General features: G+C 39.6%; 18 protein-coding genes, 1 tRNA gene and 1 pseudogene. 9 read left to right on the top strand and 11 right to left on the bottom strand.

Features of this window, described 5'->3' with window-relative positions; translation table 11 throughout:
• A pseudogene (locus VB711_RS09835) lies at positions 1–362 on the top strand (amylo-alpha-1,6-glucosidase); the annotation flags it as partial.
• Positions 363–465: 103 nt separating this feature from the next.
• On the opposite strand, the gene VB711_RS09830 reads toward VB711_RS09835, so the two are convergent.
• Entirely contained in the window at positions 466–1,641 is a 1,176-nt protein-coding gene (locus VB711_RS09830) for a DNA double-strand break repair nuclease NurA (RefSeq protein WP_323285732.1), read from the bottom strand.
• 11 nt (positions 1,642–1,652) lie between these two features.
• Here VB711_RS09830 and VB711_RS09825 point away from each other — a divergent pair, with 11 nt between their 5' ends.
• Together VB711_RS09825 and recA are read left to right on the top strand one after the other, a co-directional pair.
• Positions 1,653–2,561 carry an alpha/beta fold hydrolase gene (locus tag VB711_RS09825; RefSeq protein WP_323285731.1) on the top strand — a complete coding sequence of 303 codons (909 nt, stop codon included), beginning with the start codon at positions 1,653–1,655 and terminating at the stop codon, positions 2,559–2,561.
• A 280-nt stretch (positions 2,562–2,841) separates the two neighbouring features.
• On the top strand, positions 2,842–3,921 hold the full coding sequence (gene recA / locus VB711_RS09820; RefSeq protein WP_323285730.1) for a recombinase RecA: 1,080 nt from the start codon (positions 2,842–2,844) through the stop codon (positions 3,919–3,921).
• Positions 3,922–4,231: 310 nt separating this feature from the next.
• On the opposite strand, the gene VB711_RS09815 is transcribed toward recA, so the two are convergent.
• The 9 genes from VB711_RS09815 to pyrE all read right to left on the bottom strand — a co-directional run bounded on the left by VB711_RS09815 (position 4,232) and on the right by pyrE (position 11,417).
• Positions 4,232–4,777 carry a hypothetical protein gene (locus VB711_RS09815; RefSeq protein ID WP_323285729.1) on the bottom strand — a complete coding sequence of 182 codons (546 nt, stop codon included), beginning with the start codon at positions 4,775–4,777 and terminating at the stop codon, positions 4,232–4,234.
• 152 nt (positions 4,778–4,929) lie between these two features.
• On the bottom strand, positions 4,930–5,358 hold the full coding sequence (locus tag VB711_RS09810; RefSeq protein WP_323285728.1) for a type II toxin-antitoxin system VapC family toxin: 429 nt from the start codon (positions 5,356–5,358) through the stop codon (positions 4,930–4,932).
• Between the two features lie 2 nt (positions 5,359–5,360).
• Entirely contained in the window at positions 5,361–5,573 is a 213-nt protein-coding gene (locus tag VB711_RS09805; RefSeq protein WP_323285727.1) for a transferase hexapeptide repeat containing protein, read from the bottom strand.
• Between the two features lie 354 nt (positions 5,574–5,927).
• Positions 5,928–6,266 carry a hypothetical protein gene (locus VB711_RS09800; protein WP_323285726.1) on the bottom strand — a complete coding sequence of 113 codons (339 nt, stop codon included), beginning with the start codon at positions 6,264–6,266 and terminating at the stop codon, positions 5,928–5,930.
• Between the two features lie 110 nt (positions 6,267–6,376).
• On the bottom strand, positions 6,377–6,739 hold the full coding sequence (locus tag VB711_RS09795; protein WP_323285725.1) for a Lin0512 family protein: 363 nt from the start codon (positions 6,737–6,739) through the stop codon (positions 6,377–6,379).
• 25 nt (positions 6,740–6,764) lie between these two features.
• On the bottom strand, positions 6,765–7,979 hold the full coding sequence (locus tag VB711_RS09790) for a DUF4336 domain-containing protein (protein WP_323285724.1): 1,215 nt from the start codon (positions 7,977–7,979) through the stop codon (positions 6,765–6,767).
• Positions 7,980–8,372: 393 nt separating this feature from the next.
• On the bottom strand, positions 8,373–9,089 hold the full coding sequence (locus tag VB711_RS09785) for a DUF4276 family protein (protein ID WP_323285723.1): 717 nt from the start codon (positions 9,087–9,089) through the stop codon (positions 8,373–8,375).
• Positions 9,083–10,387 carry an AAA family ATPase gene (locus VB711_RS09780; RefSeq protein WP_323285722.1) on the bottom strand — a complete coding sequence of 435 codons (1,305 nt, stop codon included), beginning with the start codon at positions 10,385–10,387 and terminating at the stop codon, positions 9,083–9,085. The genes VB711_RS09785 and VB711_RS09780 overlap by 7 nt, the downstream gene beginning before the upstream one ends.
• A 409-nt stretch (positions 10,388–10,796) precedes the next feature.
• Positions 10,797–11,417: an orotate phosphoribosyltransferase gene (gene pyrE / locus VB711_RS09775; RefSeq protein ID WP_323285721.1), complete on the bottom strand. Its 621-nt coding sequence runs from the start codon at positions 11,415–11,417 to the stop codon at positions 10,797–10,799.
• Between the two features lie 101 nt (positions 11,418–11,518).
• Here pyrE and VB711_RS09770 point away from each other — a divergent pair, with 101 nt between their 5' ends.
• Positions 11,519–11,950 carry a hypothetical protein gene (locus VB711_RS09770; protein WP_323285720.1) on the top strand — a complete coding sequence of 144 codons (432 nt, stop codon included), beginning with the start codon at positions 11,519–11,521 and terminating at the stop codon, positions 11,948–11,950.
• Between the two features lie 319 nt (positions 11,951–12,269).
• Here VB711_RS09770 and VB711_RS09765 read toward each other — a convergent pair.
• Positions 12,270–12,342 (bottom strand) — tRNA-Ile (locus tag VB711_RS09765).
• A 242-nt stretch (positions 12,343–12,584) separates the two neighbouring features.
• Between VB711_RS09765 and VB711_RS09760 the strand changes: the two genes are divergently transcribed.
• The 5 genes from VB711_RS09760 to VB711_RS09740 all read left to right on the top strand — a co-directional run bounded on the left by VB711_RS09760 (position 12,585) and on the right by VB711_RS09740 (position 18,458).
• Positions 12,585–13,286 carry a hypothetical protein gene (locus VB711_RS09760; protein WP_323285719.1) on the top strand — a complete coding sequence of 234 codons (702 nt, stop codon included), beginning with the start codon at positions 12,585–12,587 and terminating at the stop codon, positions 13,284–13,286.
• Positions 13,287–13,371: 85 nt separating this feature from the next.
• The gene (locus VB711_RS09755; RefSeq protein WP_323285718.1) at positions 13,372–14,724 is read left to right on the top strand and encodes a hemolysin family protein; all 1,353 of its coding nucleotides are present in this window, start codon (positions 13,372–13,374) and stop codon (positions 14,722–14,724) included.
• Between the two features lie 588 nt (positions 14,725–15,312).
• Positions 15,313–16,395 carry a Gfo/Idh/MocA family oxidoreductase gene (locus VB711_RS09750; protein WP_323285717.1) on the top strand — a complete coding sequence of 361 codons (1,083 nt, stop codon included), beginning with the start codon at positions 15,313–15,315 and terminating at the stop codon, positions 16,393–16,395.
• 417 nt (positions 16,396–16,812) lie between these two features.
• Positions 16,813–17,955 carry a ParM/StbA family protein gene (locus VB711_RS09745; protein ID WP_323285716.1) on the top strand — a complete coding sequence of 381 codons (1,143 nt, stop codon included), beginning with the start codon at positions 16,813–16,815 and terminating at the stop codon, positions 17,953–17,955.
• Positions 17,956–17,963: 8 nt separating this feature from the next.
• Positions 17,964–18,458 carry a plasmid segregation centromere-binding protein ParR gene (locus VB711_RS09740; RefSeq protein ID WP_323285715.1) on the top strand — a complete coding sequence of 165 codons (495 nt, stop codon included), beginning with the start codon at positions 17,964–17,966 and terminating at the stop codon, positions 18,456–18,458.
• Positions 18,459–18,664: the final 206 nt, after the last annotated feature.

The following is an 18,664-nucleotide window of genomic DNA, read 5'->3' as shown; positions in this document are numbered from 1 at the left end:
GGGTTAATGCTGCAAAATGTTTTGCAAGCGATCGTTTACCAGAATTATTTGCGGGAATTAAGCGCGAACCGGGAGCTTTTCCTGTTCCTTATCTAGAAGCCAACGTACCCCAAGGATGGGCTGCCGCATCAGTTTTTCATCTTTTACAAGCGATGTTAGGTTTACAAGCCGACGCACCAAATCAGTTACTTTATGTTAATCCACATCTACCAGAATGGTTGCCAGAAATCGAACTTCGTCATATCGAAATTGGTAACGCTCATTTAGATTTACACTTTTGGCAAGATGCTGAAAATACCTGTTGGGATGCAACTCTTAAATCTGGTAATGTTGAAGTAAAGTTAGGGATTGGTGATGGGTGATTGGTGATGGGTGATTGGTGATTGGTGATTGGTGATTGGTAATAAAAGATTTATTCCTCCCCTGCGTCCCCTGCCCCCTGCCCCCTGCCCCCTGCCCTAATAATTAAGCAATACTGCCCCGTTTTCTCGCTTCTTTGTAGGAAGTTCCGACATTTTTGATCCCGGCTTTAATCATTTGTCTTTCTAATAAGGCAAAGAAACGGGTTTTATCACCACCTTTGACTACAGCTTGATTATGGGCTTCAGCGATCGCTACTGGATAACCATACCCTTTTTGTACCTGTGCCAACATTAATCCCAGTGCATGATCAAACATAGTCGAATCTTCTACAACCCAAGCAGGTAACTCAATCCGGGCAATTTCTGTCCCTACGTGAACATAACAAAAATAAACAATTTGCTCTCCATATAAATCTAAAATTCTCGCATTACTGCGCCACAGGGGTCCCCGTTGTCCCGGTTGGAGTTGACTAACCCACAAAGATGTATCTCGCAGAGATTCAAATATTTTACAAGGTACATATTCTAATTGGTTGGGACAATGAGTTACACAATCGGGGGCTGGGTGCGGACAGGCTAACAACCTTAAAAAGTTCATCGCTTCCACATTACGAGAGGCGCTAAGATAACCCATAATGGGGATTTTAGCTTCGCGCATTTGTTCCCAAGCCGATAAAATTGGGGGTAGAATGCGATCGCGTGCATCCATCGGTAACTGTTCCAAAAACCAGTAAATTAGCGAACCATCTACCATCGCCAAAATAGGTACATCTGATTTCACACTACAAGCCAACTCTGCCAAAACCGTTGTTTCGGAAGATGTGCGACAATAACTCATCCATTCCTCAGTTCTAATTCCCCATTTTCGAGACACATATAAATCTTCAGGACGATAAAATACCTCTGGTAAACTATCTAGTAAAGGGTGCAGATTTTGACCATAATGTAAAACTACTCTCCCGAAATTGAGCAAATAACAATAGGCAATTTCGTGATGATTAGGGGCAATTTGTGAGCCATCAGTCGATACAACCGTATGCACTTTAGGGGGAACAGGAATAGTAATTCGGGTTTCTAGGGGTTCAATGGGTGTAGCATTAGCAAAGAGAATGCGATCGCGCCATTTTTCCTGATTATCTATTAACTCTTGTTGACATTCATAAGCCCTCTGTAAATGTTGTTGCGCCAACTCCAAACGCTGACGACTCGCAGTAGCTTCTGAAGTTAAATGTTCACTTAAACCCTGCATTTGTCGAGCTAATTTTGTTAAATCAAGCATAAAAATAAATTATGACCACTGTAGTAAATTGGCAACAACGGATTGGTAATCAACGGGATTGGATTTGGCGGGGTCGGCAAATTCACTATACCTACATTCGTCCTCACCATAATCATCAAAACACAACCCCCTTAATATTGCTACATGGCTTTGGCGCTTCCATTGGTCATTGGCGGCACAATTTAGAAGTTTTGGGACAACATCATACAGTTTACGCACTAGATATGTTGGGCTTTGGTGCTTCTCAAAAAGCCGCAATTAACTATAGTGTAGAACTTTGGGCAGAACAAGTTTATGATTTTTGGAAAACATTTATTGGTCAAAAAGTAATATTAATAGGTAATTCTATAGGTTCTCTAATTTCCTTAGTTGCTGCCTCTGCTCATCCAGATATGGTAGAAGGTATAGTAATGATGAGTTTACCTGATCCAACATTAGAACAAGAAGCAATTCCCGTCTTTTTACAACCTTTAGTTACAGGCATTAAAAAGATTGTAGCTTCCGGGCTAATTTTGAAACCCATATTTTATTTTGTCCGTCAACCAAATGTAATTCGACGCTGGGCTAGTCTTGCTTATGCCACACCAGCAGCCATTACAGATGAACTCGTAGAGATTTTAGCCAGCCCTCCTCAAGATAGAGGTTCGGCTCGTGCTTTTAGCGCCCTATTCAAAGCGACAATTGGCGTAAACTTTAGTCCTAATGTCAAAAAAATATTACCAAATTTAACAATTCCCATGCTTTTAATTTGGGGAAAAAAGGATCGATTTGTCCCTCCAGCCTTAGCTACTCAATTTGCTCGCTACAACGAAAAATTAGAATTACTCTATTTAGAAGATGTAGGTCATTGTCCCCACGATGAATCACCAGAACAAGTAAATAAAGCGATTCTAGATTGGATAGAACTTACGCAAAAATAGCTCAAACTCTTATTTCTCTGTGTTCTCTGCGCCTCTGCGGTTCGTTTTTCCGTAACTTGTGCGTAAGTCCTAATAACGATGCGTACAATAAAGTTTTAAAAATCACATCTTGCCAAAAACCCCGACAGCCATTACCCTATCAGTGAGCGAGTTCGCGTTACAATCTTTTCAAACTTTTGTTGTGAGCAGCAACATTTCCAGATTTTACAGTTAAAATAGTATATCTGTTCTAATTGACTTCCCAACCCAAAATTCATAAATCCTATATTTAGAGGCTCTAATGGCTACTAACACCGAAACTTCTGGCAAACAAAAAGCACTGAATATCGTCCTCGCCCAGATTGAGCGTAGCTTTGGGAAAGGAGCAATCATGCGCCTGGGTGATGCTACCAGGATGCGTGTAGAAACAATTTCCACCGGTGCGCTTACCCTGGATTTAGCATTGGGAGGCGGTTTACCCAAAGGACGGGTAATTGAAATCTATGGTCCAGAAAGTTCTGGTAAAACCACAGTAGCACTTCACGCCCTAGCCGAAGTACAGAGAAATGGCGGTATTGCTGCCTTTGTTGATGCTGAACACGCCCTTGATCCTACTTACGCAGCCGCATTGGGTGTAGATATCGAAAACTTACTTGTTTCTCAGCCAGACACAGGAGAATCAGCTTTAGAAATTGTTGATCAATTAGTGCGTTCTGCCGCAGTCGATATCGTTGTAATTGACTCCGTAGCAGCACTTGTTCCCCGTGCCGAAATAGAAGGCGATATGGGTGATACCCACGTTGGTTTGCAAGCCCGGTTAATGAGTCAAGCATTACGAAAAATCACAGGTAACATTGGTAAATCAGGCTGCACAGTCATTTTTATCAACCAATTGCGGCAAAAAATCGGTGTTACCTACGGTAGTCCAGAAACCACACCTGGCGGTAACGCCTTGAAGTTTTATGCCTCAGTCCGTCTAGATATTCGCCGGATTCAAACTTTAAAAAAAGGTACAGATGAATTTGGTAATCGAGTCAAAGTCAAAGTTGCTAAAAATAAAGTAGCTCCTCCATTTAGAATCGCCGAATTTGACATTATATTCGGTAAGGGAATTTCTACTTTAGGCTGTCTAGTTGACATAGCAGAAGAAACTGGCGTTCTCCTCCGCAAAGGTGCTTGGTATAGCTACAATGGCGATAATATTTCCCAAGGTCGAGATAACGCTATCAAACATCTAGAAGAAAAGACAGATTTTGCTGAAAAAATTAAAGAGTTGGTACTAGAAAAGTTAGACAAAGGTGCTGTGGTATCGGCTAACTCTGTAGCTAAAATTGGTGAAGACGAGGAAGAGGAGGAAGAAGATATGGAATTAGAGGAATAACAACATCTAGGACTTACGCTGATTTTCTAGCTTTGTTAGTAGGGTGCGTCAGATGGAGAAATATGGCTAATGGTGGTGAAATCATCGGGTCTGACGCACCGTAGAAAAAACTTTGTTAGTAGGGTGCGTCAGATGGAGAAATATGGCTAATGGTGGTGAAATCATCGGGTCTGACGCACCGTAGAAAAAACGAAAACAAATAACGTAAGTTGCTAGTTAGATAAAATAAGGTGCGTCAGAATATTAAAATTAGTGTTTTAGTCTAATTATTCTGTCTGACGCACCCTACAGACTACTAAATATCTGAAAATTAATAACTAGCGACTTGATCTACTATTTCAAATTCAAAGGTGCCTATTAAATGTTGATCAATATAAACTTCGATTTTATGTTGACCGACAGGATCACCGGGAGCAATTGTCCAAAAATTCTCAATCATCCCATTTGTAAGAGTTTGTTTACGCTTTGATGTGGCCGTAGTTCCATCAGGTGATATAGAAAAATTATCACTTTCCTGAGTAGCCCAAGTTTCTGGAGCTTTTGGTAAAGTTAAAACTTCACGCCATGTCACTACAGGTTTGTGGTTTTGCAGTTGAATCCTCCAACCATAGCTATCTCCGGCTTTCAATACTACTTTATTTGTGGGTAGAAAATTAACTTTACCTTGAGAATCAACTTTTTTGATGCCAAATTCAGATTTACTAATTGTAATCGTTTCTGTATCAACTAATTGAGAAGATTCTGGTGGATTTTCTGCTAAAACAAGAGTAGCATTGTTAAAATCGGTAACTATAACCCCGAATATCAACGAGAGAGAAGTTAGCAAAACTCTAGTAACCCAGATTTTTTTAAGCATGATTTTTTTAAGGTAGTCGTAGTATTTAATTCTATTATTCTCCACTCTATTCCGGGTTAAGATCGCCGTCGATATGCCGCGATCAATGCTGTAAAACTAGGATACGGGGAGCAAGCATACATCCGTCGCCTTTTGGGATGCCCTGCGCTATGCTAAACTGTCCAATCTTCGATTATTAAGTTCGGAACTTTGCTAAAGTCACCAGTATTTCGGGTAAGTAGCACCAAGTTGTTAGAAATAGCGATCGCTGCAACTCTCAAATCCATTGTAGCCACACGAACTTTCTGTTTCCGCATTTCATCAAATATGGCGATCGCCTGAGAATCAAATGGTAAAACTGGAGCATTTGCAAAACCATTAAGAGTTTCTAACAATAGCGCATATCCACGAGCCATATCGGTATTGTTCTGGGCGCGGTTGATGAAGGTATGAGCGCCAATTACTTGCTCATGGAAACTAATAACCGATAAAACAAAGTCTGTGATTGGGTGTTGTGACATCCTCAAAGTTAATCGGCTAAACTCTAAACTAGAGCGACGCTGTAGAAAACTGATGTGATCTGTATCTAGCAAATATTTCACAATTATTTGCCACTATCATCAATGGGTTTGTCAGACTGCCGAAAAGCACGTCCATATTCTAGGGCTTTGAGAAAAGCTGCATCATCAGAAATTGAACCTATGAGTCTCTCCAACCAGTTTTCAGAAGTGGGCTTAGTGTCAAATTTATGCTGGAGATCAAAAACTACTTGTTCAAGGTTTATCAAGCGTTGCTCAAGAGTTGATGTGTCTAGCATGGCTGCTCCTAAATTGAAAATTATAATGAGAAGAAAAACTTACTCTAGTCTAACTAAGAAACTGTATTAGTTTCAAAAAAACAAGGCGCGTTAATTAAAATATAACGCAACCTACTAAGATCAGCGAACTGACAAAAGCCCTCCGGGCATCCAAGAAACAGCGCTTGCGCTATCGCACTAGATGTTGTTGTCTTCTTCAGAAGCCTGTGATTATTGAGATATTATCCTACTCTATCTATAAAGTGCAGGATTTACGCACGGGATACGAAACATAAGGGTTTGAGATTGCACCAGCCTCGCAATGATGAGAATACTTTAATCTTGTGTAAGTTCTAAAGTGTATATTCTCTGTTATTAGTCTTCGTCCAAGGCTGGGAAAATTTCTTCAAACTGCCACAACTTATCCTTATTTTCAATAAACCAAATCCGTGATTCGGTGGTTAATTTGCTCCAAATCACCTCAATGGGAATGTGAGGAGAGGAGTATTGATACTCTTGACCGAGTTCTTTTAGGTTGTCTGCTACTGCATCAGGAACACCAAAGTCTTCCCAGTTAACCTTTAAATTTCTACCGGTCATCCCCGCAGTGGGGTCAAATATTAGTTGTGAGGCTCGGATTAAATCGGCAAAGTGTTGGGGTTTGAGTCCGATTATTTCCTGAATTTCGATTGATTTTTTAGGCTGTTGAGACATATCACTGGGGTGATGAAGATGGGTGGTTGATTGAATTTACCGCCAGAGATGATCCCATTATCTTTAAGTTTAGCGTACAAACTTATTGATGCTGGTTTTATGAATTTTTTTTAGGGCATATCTAAGTAAACTGTAACGGCAGCTACAGCTATTAACATTTCGTCATTTTTATCATTCAGGGAGGGAATAGCTAACCCATCAACTATCATTCCCCCAGATTCGACGATAAGAGTTTTGCGACCAAAGGGAAGTACAGCTAAGACTTCGGCTTCTCGCACTTGTTCGGGGTAGGGTACTGCTATTTTCACCTCAATAATCATCTCGTTGGGATCTTTAGCAGCTATTTCCATGATACCAAGTAAGGCATTGTGAGCGATCGCATTTCTCACTGCCCTGGCCGCTGCTACTGTCGGTTCTTGTCCGTGCTGGTCTATACCCATGCCCATTTCGATAATAAAACGTTTAAGTGTCATAATTCAAAAGCCTTTGGTAAATCTGCTAAATTTTTTCTTGGGCAGGTGGAACAATGCCAATTTTATTCAATGTGATATCAATAGAGTTTAATAGTTTAAAATCTTCCTGGGGTAAAGGATAAGAGTTACTATTAAATAAACCTGCACTGGTAATAGGATATTTTTCTAAAAAAGAAAATGCTTGACGAAATTGTTGCGGTGTTGCTTTAATTGGTGCGTCAAAATGACAGGGAATAATCCATTGGAAGTCCCAACTGGTAACTTGATCAGCCCATTTTATTGTTTCTTTTGGGGCGCGGTTGAGAATTAAACTTTGTAAAATTGGGGCAACTAATAAACGTCCATTTCCTCGTAAAGCATCAAAGGATCTTTGCCAATCATTATCCCATTGAAAGGGGTAAAAACCAAAGTAGTTTTTTATTGAACGGTCTGGGGATTTTTGGGCATCATGCAATAGTTGACTGAATTTAGGAATTTTTAAGACACTGGGTTGAAAATATAAAGCAAATAAAGTGATGCGTTGCCATCCTTTGCGACGATTGATTTGATTATCGGTGATCACATCAGATGCTTGATCTTTAGCGTGATATAGTAGTGGGTAGGGGTCAAGTTGAGCGATCGCTGGTGGGTCTTCTGGGATAGAAACAAGACAATCTGTTACCAGTAAAGTGTGCGATCGCCTATGGAAAAATACAGCCTCAGCAAACCGACCAAGACCAAGTGCGATCGATCCCAGCATCCTATAATCAAACTCATTACCAAAGGGCGTTTGACTACTATCTTCGGGCATTACTTGAGTGCGTTTAGCAGGTAATCCCAACCAACTCAGAGGCAAATTTACAGGAAAACTCCATTGGTTAGGTGTAACAAACACCAAAGCCGAGGGAAAACATCTGGCAAAGGGTCCAACAAAAACTTTGTGTTCTAATCCAGAGATAGTGGGCAAGATAATATACTTAACTTCACCGTGTTCTCCCACCAACTCATTCACCAACCGAATACACTCTTTTGTCGGTGCAACGGGAGCATAAATTAGTAAACCACCTGCCTCTAGCTTCACCACAGTCATGCGAATCGGCACAACAACGTAAAAAATGCCCTGAATCTGCTCAAAAGTCCAAATGGTGTCTTTAATAACTTCTTTGCAAATTGTTCGTCGTCTAGCGTAGGGATAAATTGGCACAACAGGCCAGAAAGGCCAGAAAAAATCCTGAGAATCTATCTTTTCACCATCACTCACCCTGGGAATCCTCCAAATTTCCGATGCTAATTGTCTAATTAGAGATTACATCTCTTACATCAATATTTTTTATTTCACCTCAAGGCACAAATAAGAACACGAAAATAACGAATTTTGCAGAAAACCTATTATATAACAATACAGTTCAGTTAGATCCAAAAAACCTTAAATTAGACCTCTTGCATAAATACTTTGGTGTCGCCAAAAATATTCTTGAAAAGCTCACGCAAAGGCGCAAAGACGCAAAGAAGAATTTGAAAATCACGACTTTTCCAAGAGGTCTATTGTGCAGGTTGGGTTGACGTAAGGAAACCCAACATTTTCGGGATTTTGTTGAGTTGCGCTATTGCTTAACCCAACCTACAATTTTCTAATATTTGGTTATCAGCAGCTTTAAGAAGCACGACAGAAATTATAGAGATCCAAATAAAATTCACGAAATAAAGGACATTTCTTTTGAACTTCTTTAGGATCTATTTCTCGCAAGAATAAAGGAGTATGCGATCCTTTAGAATAGCGTGATTTATTCCGATCATCTTCATCTTGTTCACTTGATTCAACTAGCATTTTCGATAACTTTTCTCTACAAGCGTCTTTTTCTGTATCGTATTCACTAAATAATTCTGGTTTATCAAAATTAACATTTTTTTCTTTACTCAACCAATAACGCATTCGTTTTTCTCTATTACCTTTAAAATGTGGATGTTTAGCTATTGTATTATTCCAATCAGCAATAATCCAAGATTCTAATTCAGGTGCAGCAAAAACTATAAACTGCTTAATATCCGCGCATTCTGGTATTTTTGAAATTGCGTCTAAAAATGCTTGTTTCTGTAAAATTGTATCTCGACAATCTAAATCATCAAAAACTAAAATTAAATCACATTTACTTAATTCGTGTTGTAGAGAAATAGGTAGTTTTTCACTAATTTCTGTAATTAAGCTTTTACCTGTTTTACCATAACTCTTCTTCTTATCAGGTTTAGAACCTGGTTTCATTTTAACTGGTGTTTTACGTTCAAATTTACAACCAGGAAAGTTTTTTTGTAAAAAAGGAATTAGTCCTGCAACTTCTGACTCACCACCACCGGCAAAAACCCATACTACCACGGCCAACCTCCAACATTAGGATCACCAACACGGTATAAATCACCTAATTCCCATCCTTCCTCTAAACTTGGACTAAGCATTTCTTTGGAAAGTGTTTTCATGGTAAAATGAGTTTGATCTTCAGAATAAAAACAATAAACATTTTCTAAACAATCTGTGAAATGATCTAAAAGATCGGGACTGTGTGTAGTAACTATTATTTGAGTTTTTCTGGATGCTTGTTTAATCCATTCAGCTAAGATCCGCATCCATGAAACGTGTAAACCTAATTCTGGTTCATCAATAACTAGCAATGAAGGAAGTACAGGAGAATGTAATATAGTTGCCCAGCATAACATTCTTACTGTTCCATCTGACATATCACTCAAATAAAATGGTTCTTTAATATCTTCAAAATACCATTCTACGGTTAATGATAAACGACCAGAACGAATAGGACGAATACGACGAGTTTTAGGTAAAATCGACTTCATTGCTTGATTAATGCTATCTTCAAAGTCGATATCTTGCTGAATTAAATTCTCTAAAACTAACGCTAAGTTATCACCAGATGTAGATAAATAAATATCACTTCCTCCTATTTTGGGTTCTGAGGTTCTAATTTGATTTAAGTCCATATTATTGGCATTATAAAATTGCCATTGGGAAATAAAATCTACTAAATCTCGTCTCCTTTTATAGGCAGGTGTGCTTTCAGGTGAATATTTGCTATATTCAAGCAATTTCGGAAGTGTCGTCAAACCTAAAGAATTAGTGGGTATATTATCTAATGGTTTAAGGTGTATTATTGAATTTTGTCTAGGATTATCAAAAACTGATGCAGCCCCTTTACCTATTTCTATATCATGAAATTTATAATAATAAAAAGGTGATGGACCCGGATCCATTTCATTTAAATTTTGTCCACCAAATAAAAATTCTCGCGAAATAATTACTTTATTTTTCTTTCTATCTACAAAAAGAGTTAAAGTCAGCATTGTGCTAAACTTGTCATCACACGGTTCTCCTGGTGATAAATTTTGAGAAAAACAATATTCAAAATTAACACGGGCAGGACTTTTAACACTATTATCTAAAATTCTATCTGCTCCTAATTTGCTAACTGCGTCCTCAAAGCTGGTGACACCACGACTTTCATCGGGAATCGTAGTTAAACAATCTCTTAAAAATTTTAAGCAACTGATATAATTGCTTTTACCTGAACCATTAGAACCTATAAAAATATTCAGATTATTTAACTCTACTGGCGGAAGTAAAGACAAATTTTTATAATTTTTAGTACCGATAAATTGCAGCATAGTTTAATTTATGATTTTTCAATTTTATGGCTTTACTGTACTTGTTATAGTCAAAATGGTTTAATAGTTTGATTATACAGTAAGGGTTTGAGCATCGCTAAACCCCACATATCCAGGTTTTTCGTAATTTTGTAAAAGTTCAAATTTCAACCGTTACGAGTATAAATGACCAATCGGTAAGGGGGAACAGAAAAATCAGGTGAGTAATTAATTTTGTCTCATTACCTGCTTAGGAATATGAATTAAATAAAGTGCAAAAGTAGGGTGTGTTAGCGACAGCGTAACGCACCATTCCAGGTTAAATCAGAATTGCAGGTTATTAAATTTGCGTTCCTTAGTAAGTGTAAAACCCAGCGCCTTTAGACGTGGGATAATGGGAGTGAGAATTAAATTAAACTAATCCTGTGGGTTAGAGTGTCAATTCTCTGTAACGTTTTTGAAGATCCGTAATCTTAAACAATGCCTCAAAGTGCAACCCAACTGATTGATATAACTCTGCTCCCCCTTGCAGTCTATCAATGAGAGAAATTACCCTATCAACAGTATAACCCGCAGCTTGTAAACGCTCAACAGCCTTGAGTGCAGATTTTCCAGTTGTCACAACATCTTCCAAAACCACTACCTTTGCACCCTCTGGCAAAGTTGGACCCTCAATATAAGCCATTGTCCCATGACCTTTAGTTTCTTTGCGAATAATCAAAGCTGGTAAAGGACGATTTTCATAAACAGAAACAACACTTACTGCACTTACAATTGGGTCAGCCCCCAAAGTTAAACCCGCTACAGCTTGAGTATCTACAGGTAATAGCGGTAACAGTAATCTCCCCACAGCCACAGCACCTTGGGGATGAAGTGTTACCTGTTTACCGTTAATATAATAAGAACTACGTTGTCCAGAAGATAGAACAAAATCACCTTCTTGATAAGCCAGTTGGCAAAATAAGTCTAGTAAACACTGACGCAGGGTAGTTAAATCAGTAGTAGCAGCCAAAATATTTGAGTGGCTAAGAGTTTCAGTAGAATAAGTCATTACAAACCGTTGAAAATTATGATACACCAATAGTTAAACTCAAAAGAGTTCTGAGATTAAGCATAAGTTAAGTTTCGCCCAAAATTTGAGGAGCAGTCAATATGAATATAAATTTAAAAGCCATCAGTGGCTTTCTGGCATTGTTAGCTACAAGTACGTTGTTTCCTTCCATTGCATCTGCCGACACAAAAACACCTGATTATCAAACCACAAATGAAGTCTTTGAGCGAGCCTACTTTCGCCACGATCGCAATTTTTACGACAATAATGGTTTACAGCGTCAGATAGACTCTTTATTTGGACCTGGATCAAAATTTCAAACTACTTTCACTGACAATGAAATTGCTAAAGATGCTGAGTTGATTAACACAGTATATCGTGATGTTCTAGCCCAGCAAACAACCAATGATCCCTATCTTCGTAGTCCAGATTTACCAAATCCTTACGACTCTTCATTACTGATGTCTCCCCGATATAATGCCAATAAGCTGAAAATTGGCACTGAATATCGCTTTGAAATTATACAACCTTAATCAGACTGCTAATTACAGCTATCTGTTTGATTGCTTGATTGGAGACGGAAACAAAACTAGGTAAGAGTCTCTCCTTTTACCTAGTAGCCATTAATCAATTACCTAAAAACCAATAATTTCTGGATGCACCAGCCCCCCGGATTTATCCATTAGACATATCTGGTAAAGATTGTAGAGACTCTCTACAGGGGTTTTAGGTCACGCATACTTAGTTTCTGGAGATGTCTATTGGTTATACCCAACACGGCTTAGTTGTTTGATTCTCCGGGTAGGGTTTTAAGCCCTGGTAGAAAATGCACAATCACATCCGCTGATTTAGTGCGCCCTGCTGGAATCGAACCAGCCTGAAGACGAATTATGAGTTCGTTGCCTCCCCAATCGGCCAAAGGCGCTTGTTTTGTAGATTTGGGAATGTACTAAATTTATTTTTTATTCATTGCCCTAAAAATACAGTTTTTATATTAGCATAAGTTTATGAGTTTTGAACAGTCCTGGAATAAATTATTAAATTTCCATGGTTAATTTGACGAAAAAATATAGCAGGGTAATATTGATTAAGTCCTAATTGAGGATTGATCTTAAACGCTTCAATGCTTTTAAACAGACCAAATTCTTTTATAATAGCTTTTTGGCGATGAGAATAAACTCCACGGTACTCCTGACCTTGATTTTGTTAACCCTGATGTTGGGAGCGGGTTCTGTAAGTGCGTTTTTGGGTTTTAGTCTGGGAAGTTCGGCTCTTAAAGGTGTCACAGCGCCAGATGGTCGTCCGACAACCAAATTTGCCAGCAGCAAGACAACCAGTAGCCAACAGGGAGAAGTAATCCTTTTAAGAGAGGAAGAAATTCTCAAAACGGTGAAGTCACGAATTGAGGGCAAAACTAAAACTAACAATAAAAAAAAGTTAACGGATGAGCAAGAGGAGAACACCATCAATAAATCAAAAACCAAAGAAAAACCCCAGGAAAGTATCGAAGAAACTCTTCAACCTGGATTTCCGGTGACGGCTGAAAGTGAGGATGTGATGCTGTCCGTACAATCCGTTCGGTACTCTGGTGGAGATTTATTGCTCAAGGTGAAAATGCAAAACAAAGGTGCTGATTCTGTGCGATTTTTGTATAGTTTCTTAGATATCACTGATGATAAAGGACGTACTCTTAGTGCCATTACGGAAGGACTACCCGCAGAGTTGCCGGGAAATAGCACCACATTTACTGGTACAGTGAGTATTCCTACAGCTTTACTTGATGATGTAAAAAAGATATCACTGGCATTGACAGACTATCCGGCTCAGAAATTGAAGTTACAAGTGTCTGATATTCCTGTAGAAAAATAATTAGGTGATTGGTGATTCTTCTCATTTTTCCTGATACCATTCAAAATTAAAGAGTGGGTGCGTAAGTTTTACACGAGCTTTAACAGTGAGTGGTTTTTCTGGCTTAAATTGGAGAGAAGTAGGGCTGCGATTGTTATCGGTACTAATATTGATAGCGATTAATGCTTTTTTTGTGACGGCGGAATTTTCAATGGTGACAGTGCGACGGACAAGGATTCATCAGCTAGTTGAGGCTGGGGATATTCCAGCGATCGCTGTCGAAACTTTACAAGGTAGTATTGATCGACTGCTATCTACAGCCCAGTTAGGAATTACCCTCTCTAGTTTGGCACTTGGTTGGATTGGAGAAAGCAGTATTGTCATACTCGTAAATGTATGGCTGAAATCCTGGCCTTTGCCATTTAGAGTGACTAACTTCCTAGCGCATTCTTTGTCAGTCCCCTTGGCGTTTTTCTTAATTGCCTATTTACAAATAGTTTTAGGCGAATTATGTCCCAAATCCGTCGCTATGCTCTATCCAGAAAAGTTAGCACGGTTTTTGGGTCCTTCAGTCAGAGCGATCGTTCGTTTTTTTAGTCCCTTCATCTGGATACTTAACCAATCAACCCGTTACCTGTTGCGATTATTTGGCATTGAATACACAGGACAAAGCTGGAGGCCACCTGTCACCCCAGAAGAATTGCAATTAATTATCTCCACAGAACAAGAATCGAGTGGGTTACAAATGGCAGAACGTCAACTGCTCAATAACGTCTTTGAATTTGGAGACGTAACAGCCCAAGATGTGATGATTCCCCGTACCAGCATTGTCGTTTTATCAGAAAATGCCACTTTTCAGACCTTACTTGAGGAAATGACATCCACTGGACATTCCCGCTATCCGGTCATTGGTGAGTCTCTAGACGACATTCGTGGCATTGTTTACTTCAAAGATTTAGCTGCACCCCTAGCCGTGGGTAAATTGAGCTTAGAGACACAAATCCAAACTTGGATGCGTCCAGTGCAGTTTATCCCAGAACAGACCCCCCTGAGCGAATTATTGCCAATGATGCAGCAAGAAAAGCCAGCCATGGTCATAGTCGTTAATGAATTTGGGGGTACAGTAGGACTTGTTACCATTAAAGATGTAATTGCCGAAATAATCGGTAATGTAGGTGAATCAGAAAACAGCGATGACTTACTAATTCAAATGTTAGACCAGCAAACATTTTTAGTACAAGCTCAAATCAACTTAGAAGAAGTCAACGAAGTTTTACATATCCACTTACCCTTAATGAGGGAATATCAAACCTTGGGAGGCTTTTTACTCTATCAGTGGCAAAAAATTCCAGCTAAAGGCGAAATCTTCTGTTATCAAAATATTGAATTTACCGTAGTCTCAGTTACAGGACCCCGCTTGAACCAAATCCAACTTAGGCTTTTATCAGAGGATGCTTGAAAAGTAAGTGTTTTAACTCTCCTTCTGACTCCTGACTCCTGACTCCTGACTCCTGACTCCTGACTCCTGACTCCTGACTCCTAGCCATTCTATAATATACTTGTAATAGACCTGTATCAACATTATTTTAGCATACCTCATAACTGCCATATCTCCCCAAATTCCCCAACACCACTGTCCAGTTTTTCCCAAAAGGTGGCACAATCAACAAATGCAACCAAAAAAATTAAATAATTATGAAAAAATGATTTCAGCTATGGGGCGGGCAAAAATTGGGTAGTTATCCCGTCCATTAATTACTTACTTAACTACCCCCTAAGAATTTTTACTTAGGAAATGCTGAATTTGTAGAGTTAACTGTAAAATTATTAAGTTTTACTCTGTAGACTTGACAAACAACAGCTATTGAGAACCGTGTATTTAAAAGACAGCCAGATAGTGGGAACTGATTAGAAACTTTGAAATTCTTCATAAACAGAACCACTATGTTAACATCTGGATGGTTTTAGACGGATTGAATTTGGCGTTTAAGTATAAAAGCCAACGGCCGTAGCGTCTCTAAATTTGGTGGTTGAGGAGAGAACAATAGTGCAAGATAGCATATCAGTGGCAGAACCAAATCTATATACACAGCGCAATCAGCCACGACCAATCCGCGTAGGCGTGATTGGCGTTGGTAACATGGGGCAACATCATACCCGCGTCCTCAGTTCCATGAAAGATGTTGAACTGGTGGGCGTGTCAGACATTAACATTGAGCGTGGGTTAGAAACAGCCAGTAAATACAAGGTACGTTTTTTTGAAGATTACTGTGATCTACTACCCCATGTAGAAGCAGTTTGTATTGCTGTACCCACCCGCTTACATTATGCCGTTGGCATCAACTGTCTGTTAGCGGGGATTCATGTTTTGATTGAAAAACCGATTGCTGCTAGTATTTCCGAGGCCGAATCTCTTGTGAATGCAGCAGCAGAGTCTCAGTGTATTTTGCAAGTAGGACACATTGAGAGATTTAATCCAGCATTTAGGGAACTCAGCCAAGTTCTGAAAACTGAGGAATTATTAGCCCTAGAATCTCACCGCATGAGTCCTTATTCGGCTAGAGCGAATGATGTTTCTGTGGTACTGGATTTAATGATCCATGACATTGACCTACTTCTAGAATTAGCTGCCTCTCCTGTAGTGAAATTGACTGCTAGTGGTACTCGTGCCTTAGATTCAGGTTATTTAGATTATGTGACTGCCACCTTGGGTTTCGCCAATGGCATTGTCGCCAATTTAACGGCCAGTAAAGTCACTCACCGCAAGATCCGCCGGATTGTAGCCCATTGCAAAAATTCGTTTACTGAGGCTGATTTTCTCAGAAATGAGATTTTGATTCATCGACAAACCTCTGTCAATCCTCTGTTAGACCATCGACAAGCACTTTACAGGCAAGATGGTTTAATCGAAAAGGTCTATACAAGTAACGTTCAACCGTTAAGCGCAGAACTAGAGCATTTTATTAACTGTGTGCATGGTGGAAATCAGCCTTCAGTTGGCGGTGAACAAGCTCTAAAGGCTCTAAGATTAGCAAGTTTAATTGAACAGATGGCTTTGGAAGATCGGGTCTGGAATCCATTGGATTGGCAATCGGAATCGAGGGTACAATCTTTAACCCAGACAGTTTAATACAGCAGGAGTCAGGAGTCAGGAGTCAGGAGTAAAACTGGCTTGTTGTCTAGGTTTGAATTTTGATTCTGTACCGTATGGCTAACGCCACGCTACGCTATCGTCTGATGCTCACGGCGAAGCCTCATTGCTCTGCAATCTGCTGTAGTTTAAGGACTGCGGAAATGGGAAAAATATTTGATTTTCCCTTTTCCTCTTCCTCAAGTAAACAAACAAAAATAAATTTTAGTTACAAAGAACACGTAATTTGCTAAAATTGCCTACAATATGTCAAATAATTCTAGATTTACAATGGACTAGCATCACTAAAGACGTATTTCTAGCTACACTTGACATAACCTAAAATTTTTTGTAGCTCGCATTTTTGTAAGATGGGCATGATAACTTTTTAAGGTTAAGTTAGCATTAGGAGCTTTCATGACAGACCAACCACCCGTTGCCAATCCGATGAATGCGGCTGCTATTCCGATGAATCGCACATCAGCAGCCACACCCATGAACGCAGTTCGTACACCGACGGTGAATACGAGCGGAAAAACTATTCTCAGTGTTGATTTAGGCAGAACTTCCACAAAAACTTGTGTAGGACGTGAACCCAATAGTGTGGTGTTTATTCCTGCCAATGTGAAGCATATGTCTATTGAGCAAATTCGTGGGGGTGTTTTTGAGGCCAAAGCCACCGACCCTTTAATGGATTTGTGGTTGGAGTATCAAGGTAGTGGCTATGCGGTAGGTCAAATAGCGGCTGACTTTGGGGCAAATTTAGGCGTAGGCCAATCTAAAGTAGAGGATGCCTTAGTTAAAGTGTTGGCGAGCGCTGGCTACTTTAAACTCAAAGATGAGATTGCTGTTGTTTTGGGTCTACCTTTCCTTTCTTTAGAACAATTTGAAAAGGAAAAAGCACAGTTGACCAGCTTAGTAACTGGACCCCATGTATTAAATTTCCGTGGTGAATCTTTATCTTTGAACATCACTAAGGTTTGGGTGATGCCAGAAGGCTACGGTAGTCTTCTGTGGTCAGAAACTCAACCGAATAAAGCAACTACAGTTCCCGATTTTACGAAAATATCGGTGGGGATTGTGGATATTGGTCATCAAACCATTGATATGATCATGGTGGATAACTTCCGTTTTGCCAGAGGTGCTTCTAAGAGTGAAGACTTTGGGATGAGCAAGTTTTATGAAATGGTAGCTGCGGAAATTGATGGGGCAGATAGTCAGTCTTTAGCATTGATTTCTGCTGTTAATAAGCCCAAGGGCGATCGCTTTTATCGTCCAAAAGGTGCTAGTAAGCCTACCAATTTAGATGATTTTCTGCCTAACTTGACGGAGATGTTTTCACGGGATATTTGTTCTCGCGTGTTGGCTTGGTTGCCAGAGCGTGTAACTGATGTGATTATTACTGGTGGTGGTGGCGAATTTTTCTGGGAAGATGTACAACGTCTGCTTAGAGAAGCTAAAATTAATTCCCATCTGGCTGCACCTTCCCGACAAGCTAATGCTTTAGGGCAGTATATTTATGGAGAGGCGCAATTGTCGGCTGTTCGCGCTGCTAGGTAATAAAACTGATGTTCCAATGGTCAAAAAAGAAAGTAGTTAAATCGGTCACCTTTGAACCAGAAATTGCTGATGAGAGTTTGTTGGTGCAGGTAGAAGGTTATTTGGAAGCGAAGCCAGAAAAAACTTTTAGTGACCTCTGTAAGGAGGCTTTGTGGCAAGCTCTCTGTGTACCGGAATCTGGACAACGGGATCTTAAAGCAGTAGATATGACGACAGTTGAACAACAAATCAATGACCTAAAACGTCAGGTAGCTGGTTTTGAAGAACGTTTTTTTGCTAAGGAGTCTAATCGTTTGCAGTTGATGGAAAGTCAAATGCTGCAACTGAGTCAACAAGTAGCACAATTGGCGCTGATTTTGGGTGAACGACAATTCTCCCAGACTCCAATTTCATCGGTGGCAACGGCAGAAGTAGTTGGTAATTCTACTTATAGTCCTGAACCTCCTCTGGAAGAGGTTGATCCGGTAATTAGCCGTCTTAGTCAGTTTCTTGATGATTTTTAGAGAAAAAGTAGCTTTTTAATTGTTTTTCTGTTGATTGACGACTTTTAAATCAAATTTCTTTCATCCCCCCACTAGATCAGGAAGATATTAGTGGTGGGATATTTTATTTTGGAGAGGGAACAGGGAACAGGGAACAGAAAAACCAGTTGTGTATTTAGGGCTTGCTGATAGCGTAGCGTGCCGTTAGGCATATAAAGCTAAAACTG

Origin of the sequence: Cronbergia sp. UHCC 0137 (assembly GCF_034932285.1) — a bacterium.
Classification (GTDB): Bacteria; Cyanobacteriota; Cyanobacteriia; order Cyanobacteriales; family Nostocaceae; genus Cronbergia.
Note: the sequence above shows the minus strand (reverse complement) of the source record. Positions and strands in the feature narration are given on the sequence as shown.

Coding starts and splice junctions, on each gene's coding strand:
- VB711_RS09830 (WP_323285732.1), bottom strand. CDS start 1,641: ATGCTTGATTTAACAAAATTAGCTCGACAAATGCAGGGTTTAAGTGAA.
- VB711_RS09825 (WP_323285731.1), top strand. CDS start 1,653: ATGACCACTGTAGTAAATTGGCAACAACGGATTGGTAATCAACGGGAT.
- recA (WP_323285730.1), top strand. CDS start 2,842: ATGGCTACTAACACCGAAACTTCTGGCAAACAAAAAGCACTGAATATC.
- VB711_RS09815 (WP_323285729.1), bottom strand. CDS start 4,777: ATGCTTAAAAAAATCTGGGTTACTAGAGTTTTGCTAACTTCTCTCTCG.
- VB711_RS09805 (WP_323285727.1), bottom strand. CDS start 5,573: ATGCTAGACACATCAACTCTTGAGCAACGCTTGATAAACCTTGAACAA.
- VB711_RS09800 (WP_323285726.1), bottom strand. CDS start 6,266: ATGTCTCAACAGCCTAAAAAATCAATCGAAATTCAGGAAATAATCGGA.
- VB711_RS09795 (WP_323285725.1), bottom strand. CDS start 6,739: ATGACACTTAAACGTTTTATTATCGAAATGGGCATGGGTATAGACCAG.
- VB711_RS09780 (WP_323285722.1), bottom strand. CDS start 10,387: ATGCTGCAATTTATCGGTACTAAAAATTATAAAAATTTGTCTTTACTT.
- pyrE (WP_323285721.1), bottom strand. CDS start 11,417: ATGACTTATTCTACTGAAACTCTTAGCCACTCAAATATTTTGGCTGCT.
- VB711_RS09770 (WP_323285720.1), top strand. CDS start 11,519: ATGAATATAAATTTAAAAGCCATCAGTGGCTTTCTGGCATTGTTAGCT.
- VB711_RS09760 (WP_323285719.1), top strand. CDS start 12,585: ATGAGAATAAACTCCACGGTACTCCTGACCTTGATTTTGTTAACCCTG.
- VB711_RS09745 (WP_323285716.1), top strand. CDS start 16,813: ATGACAGACCAACCACCCGTTGCCAATCCGATGAATGCGGCTGCTATT.
- VB711_RS09740 (WP_323285715.1), top strand. CDS start 17,964: ATGTTCCAATGGTCAAAAAAGAAAGTAGTTAAATCGGTCACCTTTGAA.